The following is a 16,784-nucleotide window of genomic DNA, read 5'->3' as shown; positions in this document are numbered from 1 at the left end:
GGCGGAAAAAAGGGGCCCCGCCGGGACATGCCCCTTGAACAATCGCGGGGTTCGGGGATTGGTCCCGCAATGCGACGTTCAAGCTCGACCCGTGCCTTCGAAGCGCCTCCGGCAGGGCTGGTGCGTATGCGCTGGATTGCCGGTGGGCTGCTCATTGCGATGGCGATCATCTTTTTCGTCGCGCGCGCCTATGCCGACCCGCGGCATCCCTTCGGCTATGCGATGGGCTTTGTTCGCGCCTTTGCGGAGGCGGCAATGGTCGGCGGGCTGGCCGACTGGTTCGCGGTGACGGCGTTGTTTCGCCACCCCTTCGGGCTGCCCGTTCCCCATACTGCGATCATCCCGCGCAACAAGGATCGCATCGGCACCACCCTGGCGGCCTTCCTGCGTGACAATTTCCTGACGCCGCGCGTCGTGGCACGACGGATGAACGGTCTCGACGTCGCGGGCGCAGTGGGGCGCTGGCTTGCCAATCCCCCCGGGGGCGACGGCCGGCTGCGACGCGGCGCATCGCGGCTCGCCGCGAACATGCTGGAGGCCTTCGATCAGCAGCGGCTCGGCGGGATGGTCAAGGCCGGGATCGGCCAGCGGCTGCGCGCGCTGGACGTGGCCCCGCTGCTAGGGCAGGCATTGACGGCCGCCATTGCAGAGGACCGGCATCTGCCGCTGCTCGACGGGATCGTGCGCTGGGCAGCGCGCGTCCTGGAAGCGAACGAGCATATCGTCCGGGCGATGGTCAGCGAACGTTCGGGATCGGTCATGCGCTGGACGGGGCTCGACGAAACGCTCGCCAACAAGATCATCGATGGCTTGAACGGGATGCTGACCGGCATTGCCGACGACCCCGACCATCCCTTGCGGGAAAAGGCCGAGGAAGGACTGGCAACCCTCGCCCACGATCTGGTCCATGACCCGCGCATGCGGGAGCGGGTCGCGGCGGTGAAAGCCGAGATCATCGACAATCCTGCAATGCAGCGATGGCTCGATGGGCTGTGGGAACAGGCACGAACCGGCATGCTGAAAATTGCCCGCGATCCGGACCGGTTGCTGGCTGGTCCCGTGGGGGATGCGTTGCGGCAGCTCGGCGGAACGCTGCAGACCGATCCCAAGCTGCGGCGCACGATCAACCGGTTCGTTCGTCGCGCGGTGGTCGGCCTGGCGGCCGACTATGGCGACGGTATCGTGCGGCTGGTGTCCGAAACGGTACAAGGCTGGGATGCCGACACCATTACGCGGCGACTGGAAAATGCGGTGGGGCGCGACCTGCAATATATCCGCGTCAACGGGACCCTGGTCGGCGGGTTGGTCGGACTGGCGATCCATGCGGTGGACGTGGCGCTGTAACCGGCACTACGCCACACCCTGCGGCAGGTCGGCGGTAAGCCCATGCCTACCGTGCCCAATCCTCGACCGCCCAGCCGCGCAACGCCGCCATGGTACGAAGCGGCGGGTGCGGATTGACCGCAATCCCGACATCCGCCCATTCGAGCGTCGGGGCGTCCGAAGCATGATCCGAATAGAAGCGCACCACCGAATCGGTCCGGGCCATGCCATGGTCCGCCAGCCACGCCTCGATCATCGTCAGCTTGGCCGGCCCGTAGCAATTCTCGCCCGCGATCTTCGCCCGAATCGTGCCGCCTTCCCGGACGACACCGGTTGCGATCACGTCATCGAAACCAAGGCGTGCGGCAATCGCCTCGGCATAGAAGCCGTAGGATGCGGTCGCCATGACGATCCGATAACCGGCCGCGCGGTCCGCGGCGATCTGATCCCGCGCGCCGCGATAGATACCGGATCGGTCGAGCTGTTCGGCGAATCGTGCCGCCGCGCGCGTCGCCGTCGCTTCCGGCATGCGCCCGCCCAGGAGCAGCCGCTGCGCAATTTCCTTCAGTCGCGGCCGACTGACCACGCGCAGCCCATAGCCGACCCCGGCGATCGCCGCGACCGGCAGGAACAACAGCCGCCAAGGCGATTCCGCACGCGCCGTAGCGACGAGGAACTTCGTCCAGGTCGGCGCGTATGTGATCGTCTTGTCCATATCGTAGACGGCAAGTTGGTGCATGGCTGCGTTCAGACCACAGCAACGCTTGCCGATCCAGTCCAATTGCAGCAAGGAAGGCGCGAATGACCGAACCGGCCGCCTTCTCCCAAGACAGCGACACGATACGCTTTACCGGCAGCCTGTCGCTCGCCCAGATCGGGGACCTGCCCGAGCGTCTCCGCGCCTTTGATGGAAAGGTCGCGCATGTCGATCTGGCCGGGATCGATCGCATCGATACCGTCGGCGCGTGGATCGTGCACCGCTTTGCTGCCCAGCATGATGCCGACATCCTCGGCCTAGATGCAGATGGTGAGCATCTGCTGCAACAGGTCTCCAATGCCGACCAGCCCGTCGCGATGCGCCCTGCCCCAGTCGGCAGCTTTACACGCGTCGTCGGAGAACTCGGCGATGCCGTCGTTTCGGCGGGGCAAACCCTGTACGGTCTGCTCGGATTCTTCGGCGCGACGCTGATCGCGTTCTGGAATGTCGCAACGCATCCAAAGCGGTTCCGCTTCAATGCGGTGGTACAGCGGTTCGAAGTCGTCGGCGTCACCGCGTTGGGGATCATCGGGCTGATGAGCTTCCTGATCGGGATCGTCATCGCGCAGCAGGGCTCGGTGCAGTTGCAACAATTCGGGTTCGAAGTGTTCACGATCAATCTGGTCGGCCGGATCACGCTGCGCGAACTCGGGGTTCTGATGACCGCCATCATGGTCGCCGGCCGTTCGGGATCGGCGTTCGCCGCGCAATTGGGCACGATGAAACTGACCGAGGAGATCGACGCGATGCGGACGATCGGCGTTTCGCCAATGGAAGCGCTGGTCTTGCCACGCGTGATCGCATCGGTCGTGATGATGCCGCTGCTCGGCATGTACGCCTCGATCATCGCCATCGTCGGCGGTGGCCTGTTGTGCTGGGTCTCGCTCGGCATTCCACCGGTAACGTTCGTCCAGCGCATCCGCGAAGTTGTGCCGGTCACCGATTTGTACGTCGGCTTGATCAAGGCCCCCTTTTTCGGGCTGATCATCGCCATGGCCGGTTGCTTCCAGGGCATGCTGGTCGAGGGCGATGCCGAACAGGTCGGCACCCGCACGACCGCCGCAGTGGTGCAGGCGATTTTCCTGGTGATCGTGCTCGATGCGTTCTTTGCAGTGTTCTTCACCTCGATCGGATGGGTGTGATGGAAACCGGCAACGCCAAGGGTAAAGAGAATGACGACGTCATCGTCGTCCGCGATCTGGTCAACGGGTTCGGGGAGCAGCTCGTCCATGACGGGGTGAACCTAACGGTCCGCCGCGGCGAGATCTTCGGCGTGGTCGGCGGATCGGGCACCGGCAAGTCCGTGCTGATGCGCTCCATCATCGGCCTGCAGACACCGATGTCGGGAACGATCGAAGTGTTCGGCGAGACCACCGTGGATCGCGAAGAGATTGAAATTACGGATCTCACTAAGCGGTGGGGCGTCCTGTTCCAGGGTGGCGCGCTGTTCTCCACGCTAACCGTGGCTGAGAACGTCCAGGTTCCGCTGCGCGAATTTTACCCCGAACTGGATCCGGCGCTGCTCGATGAGATCGCCGCCTATAAGGTGGTCATGAGCGGTTTGCCCGCCGACGCCGGACCAAAATTCCCGTCCGAGCTGTCCGGTGGCATGAAGAAGCGCGCGGGCCTGTCCCGCGCCCTCGCGCTCGACCCGGAACTGCTTTTTCTCGACGAACCCACCGCCGGACTGGACCCGATCGGCGCGGCCGCGTTCGACGAACTCACCCAGTCGTTGCAGAAGACGCTCGGGCTCACCGTGTTCCTGATTACCCATGATCTCGATACGCTGTATGCGATCTGCGACCGGATCGCGGTGCTGGCGGACAAGAAAGTGATCGCGGTCGGCACGATCGACGAGTTGCTGGCGCTGGATCATCCGTGGATCCAGGAATATTTCAAGGGGCCGCGCGGCCGCGCCGCGGTGGCGACGATCGAGCGTAACGAACATGCTGACGCTGCAGCGGAAGGGCAATAGCTGATGGAAACCCGCTCAAACCACGTGCTGGTCGGATCGGTCGTGCTCATCCTGCTGACGGTGATGCTGCTGTTCCTCGTCTGGATCCTGCGCTGGGGCACGGCCACGGACAAGGAATATGACATCTTCTTCAAGCAGTCGGTCGACGGCCTGGCGAAGGGATCGGCGGTCGCCTTCTCCGGTGTCGTGTCGGGACAGGTCAAGGAGATCGCGCTGTGGAAGCCCGATCCCTCGCTCGTGCGTGTCCGCATCAGCGTCAATCCCGATACGCCGATCCTGATCGGGACGACCGCATCGCTGCAGGGCAGCTTCACCGGCACCAGCACGGTGCAGCTCGACGGTGCCGTCAAGGGCGCCGCGCCGATCGCTTGCCCGACGGACAATCCGCTCGCGGAATGCCCCAACGGCGTTCCGACGATTCCGACCAAGCCCGGCGGCCTCGGTGCGCTGCTGAGCTCGGCCCCGCAGTTGCTCGAGCGCATCTCGACGCTGACCGAACGTCTGTCGGACATGCTTTCGGACAAGAACCAGCAGTCGATTCAGGGTATTCTCGCCAATACCAATCGCCTGAGCGCGGCACTGGCGGATCGTGGGCCCGAGATTGCCGCGACGCTCGCGGAGACGCGAGTCGCGATCCAGAAGGCAGGCGTCGCCGCGCAACAGATCGGCAGCCTCGCGGATACGACCAATGGCGTGCTGAAGGACGACGTCCGCCCGGTCATGGCCAATCTGAATAAGACGATCGCCTCTGCCCAGCATAGCGCCGAGACGCTCGATGCGGCGATCGGCGATGCCCGGCCGGGCCTGCAGGCCTTCTCCAAGCAGACCATTCCCGAGGTCGGCCAGCTCGTCCACGACTTGCGCCAGATGTCGATGGCGCTCACCTCGGTCGCCGAAAAGGTCGATCGTGGGGGCGCGGGGGCGCTGGTCGGCCAATCCAAGCTGCCTGATTACAAGCCCGGAAAGGGACAGTGACCATGATCCGTTCGACCAAATCGCTGCTCGCGCTGACCGCGCTGGCGTCGTTGTCCGGCTGCATCAGCTTTGCCGCGAAGCCGCCGCCCTCGCTGCTCACCCTGACCTCGGCCAATACGTTGCCGGTCAACCAGACGCAGTCGTCGAGCACCTCGCCGACGATCACGATCCAGGTTCCCGCGGTCGCACAGGCGCTGGCCGGGGTCCGGGTCCCGGTCCAGGCCAGCACCACCACGATCGCCTATGTTGCCAAGGCGCAATGGGTCGAGCCGCCATCACGGATGTTCGCCCGGCTGCTGTCGGACACGATTCCACCGCGCACCGGGCGGATCGTGCTGAGTAGCGCGCAATCCTTTTCCGATCCCGGGGCGGTCCTGTCCGGCGAGCTGCGCGCGTTCGGGGTCGATGCCGGCACCAACATGGCAGTCGTGGCGTTCGACGGATCCTTGATCCGCAGCACCGGCAAGGTCGTGGAAAAGCGTCGCTTCGAAGCGCGCGTACCCGTCAGCGCCATTGCCGCAGCGCCGGTTGGCGCCGCGCTGAACACCGCCGCGAACCAGGTCGCGGTCGAAGTAGCGGACTGGGTCGGCCGCTAGCCGCTCTACCTTCCGGCGATGGCCTCGACCGTCGCCGGGGCGCATGGCGCGACTTAGCCAGTGGGTGCCTTGCGCACCGGTACCATCAGATTGCACAGATCCGCGGTGCCCGCCGGCACCGTGAAAAACGGCAGCCCACGATTCGCGCGCGCCTCCAGCGTGAGGGCAAAGGCCGGAGCGTCGGGTCGCAGGTATTGATAGACCGGCCGTTCACCAGCCGGCATATCTGCCATGATCGCGATCCGTTTGATCGGCACGCGCATTTTTGGATCCTCATACAGGCCAAGCCCGCCCCCGGTCCCGCGCGGCAAGGCGGAGAGCGCCGCCATGCCGTCGATCACCCGCCCGACCAGCGCGATGTTGCGGTCGAGGTGGCGCGGCGCGTGGCCGATCACCGCATACAGGTCTCCGCCCGTCCCCGTATCTGGTGCGAGATCGCGCGCGACGCCGACCATGCCATAGCAATGCGGCAACCATTGTCGCCGCCCGTCCCCCGCGACGGCCCAGCCGGTCGGCGTAAATCCCGTCCGCGCGGCATAGGCGTCGCGATACGGGTTCGCGACGGCCTGGCCATGCGCGCCCCACGCCCACTCATATTCGGCCGGGGGGCGTCGGGTGATTCCGGCGGCGGGAGGCTTCTTTTCGGACGCGTCGCCCCATTGCGTGACGTAATCGTCCTGGACGCGATAAACGGTTGCATCCCCCCACCAGCCGCTGCGCGCGATCGTCCGGATGTTCGCGACATGCACCGGTGCGAAATCGGGCGCGAGCCAGATCACGCTGCGCTGCCCGTCGGCAAAGTCGATCACCAGCAGGTCTTCGGGCGCGATCGCGTTCCAGGCGGCGGCAGGCGCCGCGGCGGCAATCTGCGCAGCGGTTGCCTTCGCAGGAGGCGGCGTCGCGGAAACCACCTGAGCGGCGACGAGCGCAAGGATGAAGGGCATAAAGGTCATGGCGGGATGGTGCCATGCCGAGCCTAAAACATGCAATCCCCCCGGTCGGCATGTTGCGCGCTTGCACAGGCGCGCGCGACGCTCTAGGGCCAGCCTCCTGTCCAGGACATGCGGAGCGGTGGCCGAGTGGTCGAAGGCGCTCGCCTGGAAAGTGAGTATACGTCAAAAGCGTATCGAGGGTTCGAATCCCTCCCGCTCCGCCAATATACCACGCGCAAGCGTTCCCAGCCGTCCACTTCCCCTTGCAAAACCGCCGTTTTACCTCTTGGTGTGGCGGACGGTGTTCGCATCTGTTCTCAGTCGTTCACCGATCGTTGTGGTATATCGCGTGGTATCGAGACCTCGCGATCGTGGTATCGGAGACGGGCGTGCTCACGGATGCGAAGATCAAAGCCGCCAAGGCTGCGGACAAGGATTACAAGCTGGTCGATTCGGGTCGGCTTTTCCTCCATGTGACCAAGGCCGGCGGCAAGCACTGGCGGTGGAATTACGATTTCGGAAAGAACGCCAAGGGCGCGCCAGCGCAAAAGACGCTGACGTTCGGGTCGTATCCCGCGCTGACGCTGCTCGATGCCCGGGGCAAGCGTGACGAGGCGAAGAAGCTTCTACGCGATGGCAAGGATCCCGCGGTCGAGCGGCGCATCACGACGAAGACGCGAGCCGCCGAGACGGGCAACACGTTCGAGATCGTTGCGCGGCGTTGGTACGATCTGCGCAAGCCGACCTGGTCGGCAGTCCACGCGCAAGACGTGCTGACAAGCGTCGAGCGCGACGTCTTCCCCGCGATCGGCGACCTGCCGATCACCAGCATCGAATCGCCCAAGGTGCTCGAGCTCGTGAACGCGATCGTCCAGCGCGGCGCAGTCGAGACGGCTCATCGCGTGCGCCAGCGGATATCCGACATCTTCGTCTACGCGATCGCCGCCGGCATCGCGAAGGCGGACCCAGCCGCCAGCCTGGGCAAAGCCATCCCCAAGAAGCCTAGGTCCAAGAAACAGCCGTCGATCATAGATCGCGTCCGCGATCACGATGATCAGGTGAAAGCCGTTCAGTCGATGCTGGCAGCATGCGATGCCGAGCGTTGCCGCGCTGGCACCAAATTTGCGCTCCGGCTCCTCGCCCTGACCGCAGTGCGGCCGAACGAAGTGCAGAAGGCGGAATGGTCCGAGATAGAGGACCTGGACGGCGCCGAGCCAATCTGGCGTATCCCGGCGGCACGCATGAAGGGCGACCAAGATCGGAAGGCCGAGGACGGCGGCGACCATGTGGTGCCCCTGTCAACGCACGCGGTAGCCGTCATACAGGCGTTACGTCCACTCACCGGCGGGTTCAAACTGATGTTCCCGAGCGAGCGTCACGTGCATCGGCCGATCTCGGAAAACACGCTGCGCGCGCTGCTGATCCGCGCCGGGTATTACCAGCGCCATGTGCCGCATGGCTTTCGGGCTGCGTTCTCCACCATCATGAACGAGCGCCCAGATCGGATCGAAGGCGACCGCGCAGTGATCGACCTGATGCTGGCGCACGTTCCGAAGGATAAGGTCGAGGGAGCATACAACCGGGCGGGCTACATGCCCCGCCGCCGGGAGATTGCCCAAGCGTGGGGCGATCTGATCGTGAAGGGTTTGCCTGATCCCGAGGCGCATATCGGCCAGCCTATTCGCTGGGCCGACACATCGCCAAAGGGGCCGCGGCGGGAATCAGCGGTTACGCCTCTCGCGCTGCCATGACGTTCGCTTTCCAGTCCTTCACTTCGCGCTCGCTCCATCTGGTCGACGCGCCGCCCGGCTTGCAGCACCGTGGAAAGGTCCCCTCCCGCATCTTGCGATAGATCATCGTCTTGCCGATTCCCGCGATCTCCATGACGACACCAATCGGCAGGAGGCGGTCATCGAGGCCATAGTCGACCTGACGCTTTGCAAGGCGATCGGCGGCGCGGCCGGTGGCGGCCGGTGACTTGATCGGCAGTTTAGCCATCGGCCTTCCCCTCTTCTTTCAGCTTCACCCGCGCCCGCTCCTGCAGAATGACGAACGTCGATTCCGGATGGTGCTCGAGCAGGCGGACAGCCTCGGCCTCGGCGGCTTCGAACGTCGGATGACGAAAGCGCGGCGCTCGCGCCTGGCTGCGCACTCCGGGCTTGACGTTCTTGCCGCCGACTTTGCGATACAGAAGGTAGCCGCCGCTGAAGGATTTGGTGTCAGGTACGGTAGCAGTGGGGGTCATGATTGGGTCCTTGTGAGGGGCACGCCCGACCGGCTCGATCCGGTGCGTTCGCGAATTATCTCGGCGTTGATCTTGCGGGCCGTCTTGAAGACTGCCGCGGCGAACTGATCGCCGGGCAAAGGTTCGCCTCGCGCCAAGATCTCGACAAACTGGAAAGCCTGTTCGGCGGCGGGTGTCACCGGCGCTGACCTTTTAGGCGTGCCGGGTGGACTGGTGCCCAGACGATTGCGAAGCGGCCACTGACATTTTTGCGGCGGCTGCCGCTGTCGCGAACCTTCCCCAGCCGCGCCAACTCGGTAAGGCGTGGCCGGATCGACAGGATGGACAGGCCAAGCCGCCCGGCCACCTCGTCCGCGGTGAGGCCGTTCGACCGCTCCACGATTCCCAGTGCCCGGTCGCGAAGCATGCCAGCTGTCGGCGCGACGGCATCGGCGGCGGCGCGGGAGGTGTCGGTGGCTTGTGCACCTGGACCCGACGGATAGCTGAACAGGTCAGTCATGCGCTGCGCCTTCCGAACGGAACTACAGTGCTATCCGGTGCCGGCACTTCCTCGCCGCCATCTGGCCCCCCGACAACGTAATCAGGTTCCCAATCGCCGCAGCACCGCGACGCATGGGTGCGAGGGAAGAATGTGCCGTGGTAGAACCCGCCTTCCACGATCGACGGCGGGAAGCGCTCGCATGTCCCGATTGAAGGGTCCTCCGGGATAGCGCGCGTTGCGGCGGCGTTCTCTGGTGCGCCTTGGTTCCAGAAACCGCAGGTCGAGCAAGATGCTTCAAGCACGGTGGCCTCCTTTCACGCTGTAGGTTTTGCGCGCGAACCCGCCCGCGCCGGTCACGAAGGTCTGATTGACCCATGTGATCCGCGTCGCGTCGAGCCGACGAATATGACCGCGGCGCAGGTGCGAGCGGCGGGCGCTGGATGCGCCGCCCTCTGCCCCACTGCCCGATGCCATCGGACTATCGCCAAGGGTCAGGACGTGATGCGGCGGCAACGGGGCCTTCCCTGCCTTCAGACGCTGCCAGTTCAGCTTGTGCGGTGCGTCCTTTCGCTCGGCCGTAACGTTCCGGCAGCCGAGTGCGCAGCACAGGTCGAAATAGGCGTTCACCTCATCCATGAGGTCGGCCTGCAAGCTGTCGATAATGGTCGCTTCGCCCAACTGCTGCATGCCTAAGACCAGTGCCTCGGGAAGCATTGGGACCAGCATCCCCGCGACTGATCCAGCGGACATGACGCGCTTCGATATCCGGCCCGCCGCGATCATTGCGTCACGGAATGCCGAAGTCGGATGCTCATGAACGCGAGCGATATCGCCATAGGCGAAATGCAGGCCCGCCGAGACCGGCATCCAGATCGCTTCCGCATCGCTGTAGAACAGCGAAACTATGACGACACCTTCCGGCAAATCCGGCTTGCACATAGCCGCGAGCGGCGGCGGCAGATCGTTCTGCCAATCGAACGCAAGCGCGATACGCCGCGAAGCCTTGAGCGCGGTGTATGGCCCGTCGAATCGCCCACCTGGACCTATTGACGTATATTCTAGCGCGACGACTGGGAACGGCGGACGGTACATCTCGCCCGGAAGGTCTGGGCGTGGTGACGAACGGTCGAGCAGCGTGCCGTAATCTGGCAGCACGAAGATCTCCGCCTGTCTCAGCTTTTCCGCGATGTAGCTCATGCCGGCGGCGACGCCGGGGTTCGGCGGATCGAGCGCCTCAAGCGCCGCGATGGCCTTCGACGTGAAGTTGAGTGCCTGGGTCATGCCTTCACCCGGAAATCACCGCACACGTCGGTCGCGAACGTGGTGGGCCACCGGCTGGCGCGATTGAGCTCGATAGTGCCAATGATATCGTCAGGCACGTCGCCGCTACCCCAACTCGGCCGCTCAATCTGGGCGGCAACCAAGCTGTCGATGAGGACAGGCGGTTTCAGTCGACACGCACCAAAACCGAAGTCTTCGTCCGCCGGATCCCGAACCCTCATATCCTCAAGCCAGAAAACACAGCGGTTGCACCGGCTCGCTTTGACACGGCTCATATCGTCACCTTCTGTGCAGCTACGTGGCCGCAGATCAGGTGCTGATGAGTATCTTCGATCGCGTCGAGAACGGCCGCGACCCGCTCCTTTGCCAGCGCCTTCAATCCACCTGCGAGCAGCCTGTGGCATCGATCCTCGCGCTCCCGGTCGGCGGCGCTTTGTCCGCGCACTGCATTGAAGCTTTTGTAGAGCGCGCGGGTACCGTCCGGTTGATGAACAAGGCGGACGTCAATGCCTGCACGGTCGGCAGCGGAAAGCCAAAGTTCAGCATCGAAGTCTACGCGGCCGAGCGTAAGGAGGCAGCATCCAAGATCGGTGTCGGCAAGGTCACGATACGCGGCTTCCTGAGCGGCCTCGTCATCCGTGCCCAGACCAACCGCCAGAGCAGCAACAGAAATTTCATAGTCGCAAGTTTTCGTCGCACCATTATCGCCAAGAAGCGCGACATACTGTTTTAGCAAGACGTCGCCTGGCGTCGAACAGGGCTTTGCCATGAGTTCGACAACAGCCTTCCTTACTTTCGCGCAAAGGATAGTCGTCAAACCGTCATTGTTGAGATCGTCGTATCGGTTGACGCTTGCCGCATATGCGAGCCGCCATTTGAGGAACGCGTCGGCAAGTACCGGACTGACGCAAGGCCGCTGCAATTCGATCAGGTCTCGCTCGATCTGCGCCAGGTAGCGAGGGCGATCGTCACTCCAACCGTCATCGACGCCGCGCTCGCGCATGATACGGAGCTTCTCTCCCACTTCGGCTGGAGTATATGCAGGCATCGCAAGCACCGTTTCTAGCGTGGCATATTCGAGGTCGCCGGCGTCGATGGTCTCTCGAGCGGAGTCGGCGATATAGCGGTCGGCCTGTTCGGCGGCGCGATCATGCGCGGCATAAGCGCCTTCCCATGCTGCACGAGCGGTGGAGAAGGCCATGGTGGTGTGGAAGCGCATCATGCCTCTCCCTTGCTTTTCGGGCCCTTGGCCATGCCGATCAAGTGCTGGACATCGCGAGCCATCCACAGCGCGGCTACGCCGCCGAGATCCTCCGCCACGATAATCTCCAACTTGCGAAGGTATGCCGCCTGATCGGGGGCAAGCGTCTTCATGAGCTTGACCGCAGGATCCTCCCCGTCACTATGCTTCGCATTCGCAGCGATCAGTCGCTCGATGGCTGTCTCCAGATCGGCAACGAACTGGCTGACGCCACCGGTGGGGCGTTGACGCGCTGCTTCCTTATCGATCAGGTCCTCAATCTCTAGGGCGCGACCGAGAACGGTTTCGTTCCGCTCGTAGCTTTCAAGGTTGCGGTCCCACTCCAGATGAACGAGCGAATCGACGGCGTTCAACGTCATCTGCGCAGACCAATCGAGAGCTTTGCTGTGCGGGAGCAAGGCCCGGAAACCACTCTCGGCAAGGTCACGATCGACCCATCGATCCTGATCCGCCTGCGTCAGCATGAACAGCAATTGTGCAACAACGCCGGGAACGGTGGTCGCAAAGTTGCCGTGAATGAACTCTTCGCGCCGCAGCTGCATCTCGTCGCGCTCGGCGAACTCTTCGACAGTCGGATGCAGCGACTGGTGATAGTCGTCGAACTGGTACGTCCAGACCTTGTTTCGGCGAACCTCTTCGAACGCCGCCAGGATAGCGAGGTCGGGGCTCTCCGGGTCGTATGCTGGAATGGCCGCGACTGCGAATGGCGGGTAATCGAGGTCGGTGCGGAAGACCGGAGCGCTCATGACCGCACCTCCGAAGCTACCTTCGGCGTGCGACCGAACTGCACCGCGAAGTGGATGCCAAACCACTGGATCTCGACGTAGCGAACGCACCCTTCGCCGATAGCCTGCGGGAAGTCGTCGCTTCCCATGCGCATGCCCTGCATTCGCTCGATGTAGATTTCGCCCCAATTATACCAAGGCTCGACCGCGGCGAGGATCCGCTGCCACCGCGCAACTCGCGCGGCCTTCCGTTCGGCGTTCAAACGGGCGTCGATCACCGCACATGCGGCGGACATGTTCGTCTGTTCGCGCACCACTCGTGGCGCGCGCCTTGTTTCGGTGACCATTGGTCAAACCTCCTGTGAATTTATCAGGTCACAGGGTGGATTGGCGGAGGCTCGTCCCTATCGATGGCACCCGAGCACGACTTCCCAACCCTGTGGTTATCAGGGTCGGCTGGCCAAAGGCTGCACTCACCTGATGCCGTTAACTATGAGTGTGTTGTGGCACACTGTCAACGGGCATCGGTGTTTTTTGTCACACTTTGTTAACCGCTAGGTTTTGCGGCCAATGTAGATGACACGACCGGCAATATGGATATCCGAAGCGTCGACATCTTCGGGCGGCACAATTTCGTTGTCGGAAATGATGCGAACTCGGTTTGGTCCGATCGTTCGGAGACGTTTGATCATCCCCGCGCCGTGGAGGCTGAGGGCCCAGATCCGATCCTGAGCGTTGAGCTGCCGCTGGGTCGTGTCGATGATGACCTGATCCCCGTTTATCATCGTGGGGAACATGCTGTCGCCATCTCCTCTGGCGAGGTACAAATGTTCTGCAGAGGCACGAGTAAGAGTGCGCAGAAATCCGGGGTCAAAGAGTACGGGTAGCTCGTCCGGATAATCCTCGAGTTCCCTCCCTGTGCCCATGGCATATCCAATATCAACTGACCGGATAGCTATTGCTCCGTCGTCGCGTGACGCTGACACCACGCTGGGCTGGTCGGCTCGCTGCGCCGTGCCCAAGGCATCCGGCACCAAGTCCCCGACGCTCAGGTTCAGTGCCCTGGCGAGCTTCTCCACGGTGCCTAATTTCACGTCACCCGTCATGCCTTGAAGGATATCTCGGACGACGGTTTCGCCGAGCCCGGCGGTTCGAGCCAGAGCCTTAGGAGTGACGTTTCGAAACTCGATCGCTTTGGCCAGTCGCGTTCTGAGAATCTGGATCGTGGATTGGTCGGTCATGTTGCCCCTCATGTCACTCAGTTCGTCACTACGCTAGGTGGTGTTGCGGCACACCTTTACGCTAGACAATGTGCTACAGCACACTTTAGATATGGTTTATGACTGACCCATTCCGAGACGAAGTCGAGGTGTTTCTACGCCTCACCGGTATGAAACCGACCCAATTTAGCGCTCGCGCCACGAATGATCGGCACTTCGTTCGAACTCTTCGCAAGGGTCGCCGCGTTTGGCCCGAGACGGTCGAGCGGGTGCGTGCATTCATGCGATCCTATGATCCTGATGCCTCCCCGTCGCGCACTGGTCGGACCGGGTCATAGGCGATGGCACAAATCAATTCATCTTCCGGCGGTGGCCGTGGATCATTTGATCAGGCAGCGTTCCGCCGCGCCGTCGATGAGCTCAAATCTCAGGTGCCAATATCTGGCGTCGTCGGCCGCGCCATTGTGCTCAAGCGGGCGGGCAAGGAATGGAAAGGCTGCTGCCCCTTCCATAGCGAGAAGACGCCCAGCTTTACCGTAATCGATGCACTCGAGTTCGGGCATTGCTTTGGCTGCGGCTGGCATGGCGACATCATCAAGTTTGTCATGGACCGCGAAGGCTGCAGCTTCCGCGAAGCTTACCAGCGGTTGGCGAACGACGACTTGCCGAAATGGACGCCACAAGAGCGGGCTAAGGCGCAAGCCGAGGAGCGCCTCGAACGCCTTGCGTTCGAACAGGATGCCCGCAAGTTCTTCAAGGAGGGAGTGCCGTTAGCAGGCACCCCGGCCGCGACATATCTGCGCGCCCGCGGCATCACGATCACTGCCCCTGAATGCCTGCGCTTTGGCATGATCCCGTCGTGGCGAAACAAGGAGACCGGGGAATGGGGCAGGAAACGCCCTGCCCTGATCTGTGGTGCGGCGGACGGCACCGGTGCGGTCGTCGGCATCCAACGTATATTTTTCAAGAATGATGATCCAGCCACCGGCAAAGCCGACTGCAAGCTGAGCCTCGGCAGCATCAAAGGATCGGCGCTGCGCTTAGCGCCGGCGGGCGAGGCCGTTGTCTTGTGCGAAGGTCCCGAGGATGGGCTTTCCGTCATGCAGGAGGGGCCGGGACTGCCGGTTTGGGTGCCGTTCGGCACCAGCATGATGCCGTCGGTAGAGTTCCCGCCGATCGTCAGGCGCGTGATCATCGCGGGTCAGAACAATACCGCGGGCCGTGTGGCGGTGAACAAGGCCGCGATCGCCTTGGCCGATCGTGGCCTGATCCCGTCCTTCGCTTGGCCAGGCGCTCAATACGACGACTGGAACGACCAGCTGCGCGGCGGTGGCCTATGAGCGGCATGTTTGAAACCAACTTCGAAGAGGTTGAGCCCGCCGCCCTCCAGCCGCTCGACATCAAGGCAACCGTCATCGATGCCGTCGAGTATCCTCTCGACGCACTGCCGCCAATCTTGGCCGATGCGATCCGCGCGATCGTCGCGATTGCGCAGGTACCGGTCTCCCTGGCAGCCCAATCGGTCTTGTCGGCGGCGTCGCTCGCCGCGCAAGGCTTCATCAACGTGAAGACCATCACAGGCCAGTCGACACCAGTGTCACTGTTCTTTTTCACGATCGCGGCATCTGGAGACCGTAAATCGACGGCCGACCGCCTGGCGATCGAGCCGGTGAAACATCGCGAGGAGCAACTGGGCGTCGCATACGAGACGACCAAGCATCGCTACGCGATCGAGGACGCGGCGTTCAAGGCCGCAACCACGAAAGCAAAGAGCAAGGCAGGATCCCGACAAGATATCAGCGCTGCGCTGGAAGCGGTCGGCAGGCCACCCCTACCGCCGGTCCAGCCGCTTCTGACGTGTGACGAGCCAACCGGCCCCGGCCTGCAACGCCTCTTTGCGGAGGCAATGCCAGCCTTGGGGTTGTTCTCAGATGAAGGGGCCACCTTCCTCGGTGGCTGGGCGATGCAGGAAGAAAATCAGGCCGCCACCGGCGGCATGCTGTCGAAGCTGTGGGATGGTTCGCCGATCAAGCGGGTCAGGTCGGACAAGGACAATGCTGTTCAGATCCTCCACGGTCGGCGGCTGAGCGTGCATCTGATGGTGCAACCGGACATTGCCAACTCGCTGCTCGGCAACAAGGCGGTGCGTAATCAGGGCTTGTTGAGCCGCATTCTGGTCGCTGCCCCGAAAAGCCTAAAGGGCACTCGCTTCTGGAAGGAGCCGGGGCCCGAGGCCGCTGCCAACCTCCAGAAATACCACGAGCGGTTAGGCCGGTTGCTGTCGATGGACTTTGCCTACCGTGACGACACAAGCCGGGCGCTGGATCTCGGTCTGGTGCAGCTGCAGGAAGACGCGAGGATCCGGCTGACGGAGTTCAGCGACTATTGCGAACGATCTCTGGCACCCGGCGGCATTTATGGGGACATATCCGATTTCGCATCGAAGATGACCGAGAACGCGACACGGTTGGCCGCGGTCGTTTCGTATTTCACCGGTAGCGTGAACCTCATCTCGGAAGGCCTAAGTCTTCGCGCCGTAAATGCTGGCATCGCCTTGGTGGAGTTCTACGCCAGCGAAGCGGCACGTCTCTACGGCACGCCTGCGCTGGATGACGATTCGAACAACGCCGCGATCCTGATCGAGTGGATCCGCAAGCGTGATTTGCCCGCCGTCGGGGTCCGGTACCTCAACCGGAAAGGTCCGTCGCAAACCAGAAGTGCGACAGTGCTCAAGCGCGCGATTGAGGTTCTGGTAGAGCACCGGCACCTTGTAAAAATCACCGGCGGCGCGACGCTTGAGCTGGGCGGGGAACGCAGGTTCTACACCGACGCCTATACCGTCGTACCGGTGGACGTCGCATGACCGAGCCCGACCTTTTCAGCGCCGGTTTTGCGTGGGGTGACGAAGGTGTCGCAACGTCTGCGACACCTGTCGCGACACCGCGTGCGGCGGCTTCAGCGCCTTGCCAGCCCTCCGACACACCCCAGCGGAAGGCTAGTGTCGCAACTGTCG

The 16,784-nt window shown here is 63.2% G+C and carries 20 protein-coding genes and 1 tRNA gene; 9 read left to right on the top strand and 12 right to left on the bottom strand.

The genetic code is table 11. The features are described from left to right. Window positions 1-69: 69 nt before the first annotated feature. The gene (locus tag L8G49_RS05685) at window positions 70-1,344 is read left to right on the top strand and encodes a DUF445 domain-containing protein (protein WP_242183145.1); all 1,275 of its coding nucleotides are present in this window, start codon (window positions 70-72) and stop codon (window positions 1,342-1,344) included. Between the two features lie 46 nt (window positions 1,345-1,390). Here the strand turns inward: L8G49_RS05685 and L8G49_RS05680 are convergent, their stop codons facing one another. Beyond that, on the bottom strand, window positions 1,391-2,062 hold the full coding sequence (locus L8G49_RS05680) for an HAD-IB family phosphatase (protein ID WP_242183143.1): 672 nt from the start codon (window positions 2,060-2,062) through the stop codon (window positions 1,391-1,393). A gap of 62 nt (window positions 2,063-2,124) precedes the next feature. On the opposite strand from L8G49_RS05680, the gene L8G49_RS05675 reads away from it, so the two are divergent. The 4 genes from L8G49_RS05675 to L8G49_RS05660 are packed head-to-tail and all read left to right on the top strand — an operon-like array spanning window position 2,125 to window position 5,626. Further along, entirely contained in the window at window positions 2,125-3,222 is a 1,098-nt protein-coding gene (locus tag L8G49_RS05675) for an ABC transporter permease (RefSeq protein ID WP_242139408.1), read from the top strand. Beyond that, a complete protein-coding gene (locus L8G49_RS05670; protein ID WP_242139407.1) occupies window positions 3,222-4,055 on the top strand; it encodes an ABC transporter ATP-binding protein in 834 nt (277 codons plus the stop codon). The genes L8G49_RS05675 and L8G49_RS05670 overlap by 1 nt, the downstream gene beginning before the upstream one ends. Before the next feature lie 3 nt (window positions 4,056-4,058). Further along, window positions 4,059-5,030 carry an MlaD family protein gene (locus tag L8G49_RS05665; RefSeq protein ID WP_242139406.1) on the top strand — a complete coding sequence of 324 codons (972 nt, stop codon included), beginning with the start codon at window positions 4,059-4,061 and terminating at the stop codon, window positions 5,028-5,030. Next, window positions 5,027-5,626, top strand: coding sequence for an ABC-type transport auxiliary lipoprotein family protein (locus tag L8G49_RS05660; protein ID WP_242139405.1), 600 nt, complete (start codon window positions 5,027-5,029; stop codon window positions 5,624-5,626). Before L8G49_RS05665 ends, L8G49_RS05660 begins: the two co-directional genes overlap by 4 nt. 53 nt (window positions 5,627-5,679) lie before the next feature. Here the strand turns inward: L8G49_RS05660 and L8G49_RS05655 are convergent, their stop codons facing one another. Further along, window positions 5,680-6,579, bottom strand: a complete 900-nt coding sequence (locus L8G49_RS05655; RefSeq protein WP_242183141.1) for a peptidylprolyl isomerase — start codon at window positions 6,577-6,579, stop codon at window positions 5,680-5,682. Window positions 6,580-6,691: 112 nt separating this feature from the next. Between L8G49_RS05655 and L8G49_RS05650 the strand changes: the two genes are divergently transcribed. Further along, window positions 6,692-6,782: transfer RNA gene (locus L8G49_RS05650), tRNA-Ser, on the top strand. A 147-nt stretch (window positions 6,783-6,929) separates the two neighbouring features. Beyond that, on the top strand, window positions 6,930-8,309 hold the full coding sequence (locus tag L8G49_RS05645) for an integrase arm-type DNA-binding domain-containing protein (RefSeq protein WP_347272042.1): 1,380 nt from the start codon (window positions 6,930-6,932) through the stop codon (window positions 8,307-8,309). On the opposite strand, the gene L8G49_RS05640 is transcribed toward L8G49_RS05645, so the two are convergent. From L8G49_RS05640 to L8G49_RS05595, 10 genes are all read right to left on the bottom strand, one after another. Further along, a complete protein-coding gene (locus tag L8G49_RS05640) occupies window positions 8,287-8,556 on the bottom strand; it encodes an AlpA family phage regulatory protein (RefSeq protein WP_242183139.1) in 270 nt (89 codons plus the stop codon). The two genes, L8G49_RS05645 and L8G49_RS05640, sit on opposite strands and share 23 nt — an antisense overlap. Continuing rightward, window positions 8,549-8,803 (bottom strand): hypothetical protein, encoded by a 255-nt coding sequence (locus L8G49_RS05635; protein WP_242183137.1) that lies wholly within the window; start codon window positions 8,801-8,803, stop codon window positions 8,549-8,551. Before L8G49_RS05635 ends, L8G49_RS05640 begins: the two co-directional genes overlap by 8 nt. After that, window positions 8,800-8,982 (bottom strand): hypothetical protein, encoded by a 183-nt coding sequence (locus L8G49_RS05630; protein WP_242183135.1) that lies wholly within the window; start codon window positions 8,980-8,982, stop codon window positions 8,800-8,802. The genes L8G49_RS05635 and L8G49_RS05630 overlap by 4 nt, the downstream gene beginning before the upstream one ends. Beyond that, window positions 8,979-9,302 (bottom strand): hypothetical protein, encoded by a 324-nt coding sequence (locus L8G49_RS05625; RefSeq protein ID WP_242183133.1) that lies wholly within the window; start codon window positions 9,300-9,302, stop codon window positions 8,979-8,981. The genes L8G49_RS05630 and L8G49_RS05625 overlap by 4 nt, the downstream gene beginning before the upstream one ends. A 276-nt stretch (window positions 9,303-9,578) precedes the next feature. Then, window positions 9,579-10,565: a hypothetical protein gene (locus tag L8G49_RS05620; RefSeq protein ID WP_242183131.1), complete on the bottom strand. Its 987-nt coding sequence runs from the start codon at window positions 10,563-10,565 to the stop codon at window positions 9,579-9,581. Further along, window positions 10,562-10,840, bottom strand: a complete 279-nt coding sequence (locus L8G49_RS05615) for a hypothetical protein (protein WP_242183129.1) — start codon at window positions 10,838-10,840, stop codon at window positions 10,562-10,564. Before L8G49_RS05615 ends, L8G49_RS05620 begins: the two co-directional genes overlap by 4 nt. Beyond that, window positions 10,837-11,787, bottom strand: a complete 951-nt coding sequence (locus L8G49_RS05610) for a hypothetical protein (RefSeq protein WP_242183127.1) — start codon at window positions 11,785-11,787, stop codon at window positions 10,837-10,839. Before L8G49_RS05610 ends, L8G49_RS05615 begins: the two co-directional genes overlap by 4 nt. Further along, window positions 11,784-12,572, bottom strand: a complete 789-nt coding sequence (locus L8G49_RS05605; RefSeq protein WP_242183126.1) for a hypothetical protein — start codon at window positions 12,570-12,572, stop codon at window positions 11,784-11,786. Before L8G49_RS05605 ends, L8G49_RS05610 begins: the two co-directional genes overlap by 4 nt. Next, entirely contained in the window at window positions 12,569-12,898 is a 330-nt protein-coding gene (locus L8G49_RS05600; RefSeq protein ID WP_242183124.1) for a hypothetical protein, read from the bottom strand. The genes L8G49_RS05605 and L8G49_RS05600 overlap by 4 nt, the downstream gene beginning before the upstream one ends. A gap of 207 nt (window positions 12,899-13,105) precedes the next feature. Beyond that, window positions 13,106-13,792, bottom strand: a complete 687-nt coding sequence (locus L8G49_RS05595) for a S24 family peptidase (RefSeq protein WP_242183122.1) — start codon at window positions 13,790-13,792, stop codon at window positions 13,106-13,108. Between the two features lie 320 nt (window positions 13,793-14,112). On the opposite strand from L8G49_RS05595, the gene L8G49_RS05590 reads away from it, so the two are divergent. Beyond that, the gene (locus L8G49_RS05590) at window positions 14,113-15,111 is read left to right on the top strand and encodes a CHC2 zinc finger domain-containing protein (protein WP_242183120.1); all 999 of its coding nucleotides are present in this window, start codon (window positions 14,113-14,115) and stop codon (window positions 15,109-15,111) included. Next, a complete protein-coding gene (locus tag L8G49_RS05585) occupies window positions 15,108-16,634 on the top strand; it encodes a YfjI family protein (protein WP_242183118.1) in 1,527 nt (508 codons plus the stop codon). The genes L8G49_RS05590 and L8G49_RS05585 overlap by 4 nt, the downstream gene beginning before the upstream one ends. Window positions 16,635-16,784 lie beyond the last annotated feature (150 nt).

It is taken from the genome of Sphingomonas sp. CARO-RG-8B-R24-01 (assembly GCF_022662295.1).
Lineage (GTDB): Bacteria > Pseudomonadota > Alphaproteobacteria > Sphingomonadales > Sphingomonadaceae > Sphingomonas.
Note: the sequence above shows the minus strand (reverse complement) of the source record. Positions and strands in the feature narration are given on the sequence as shown.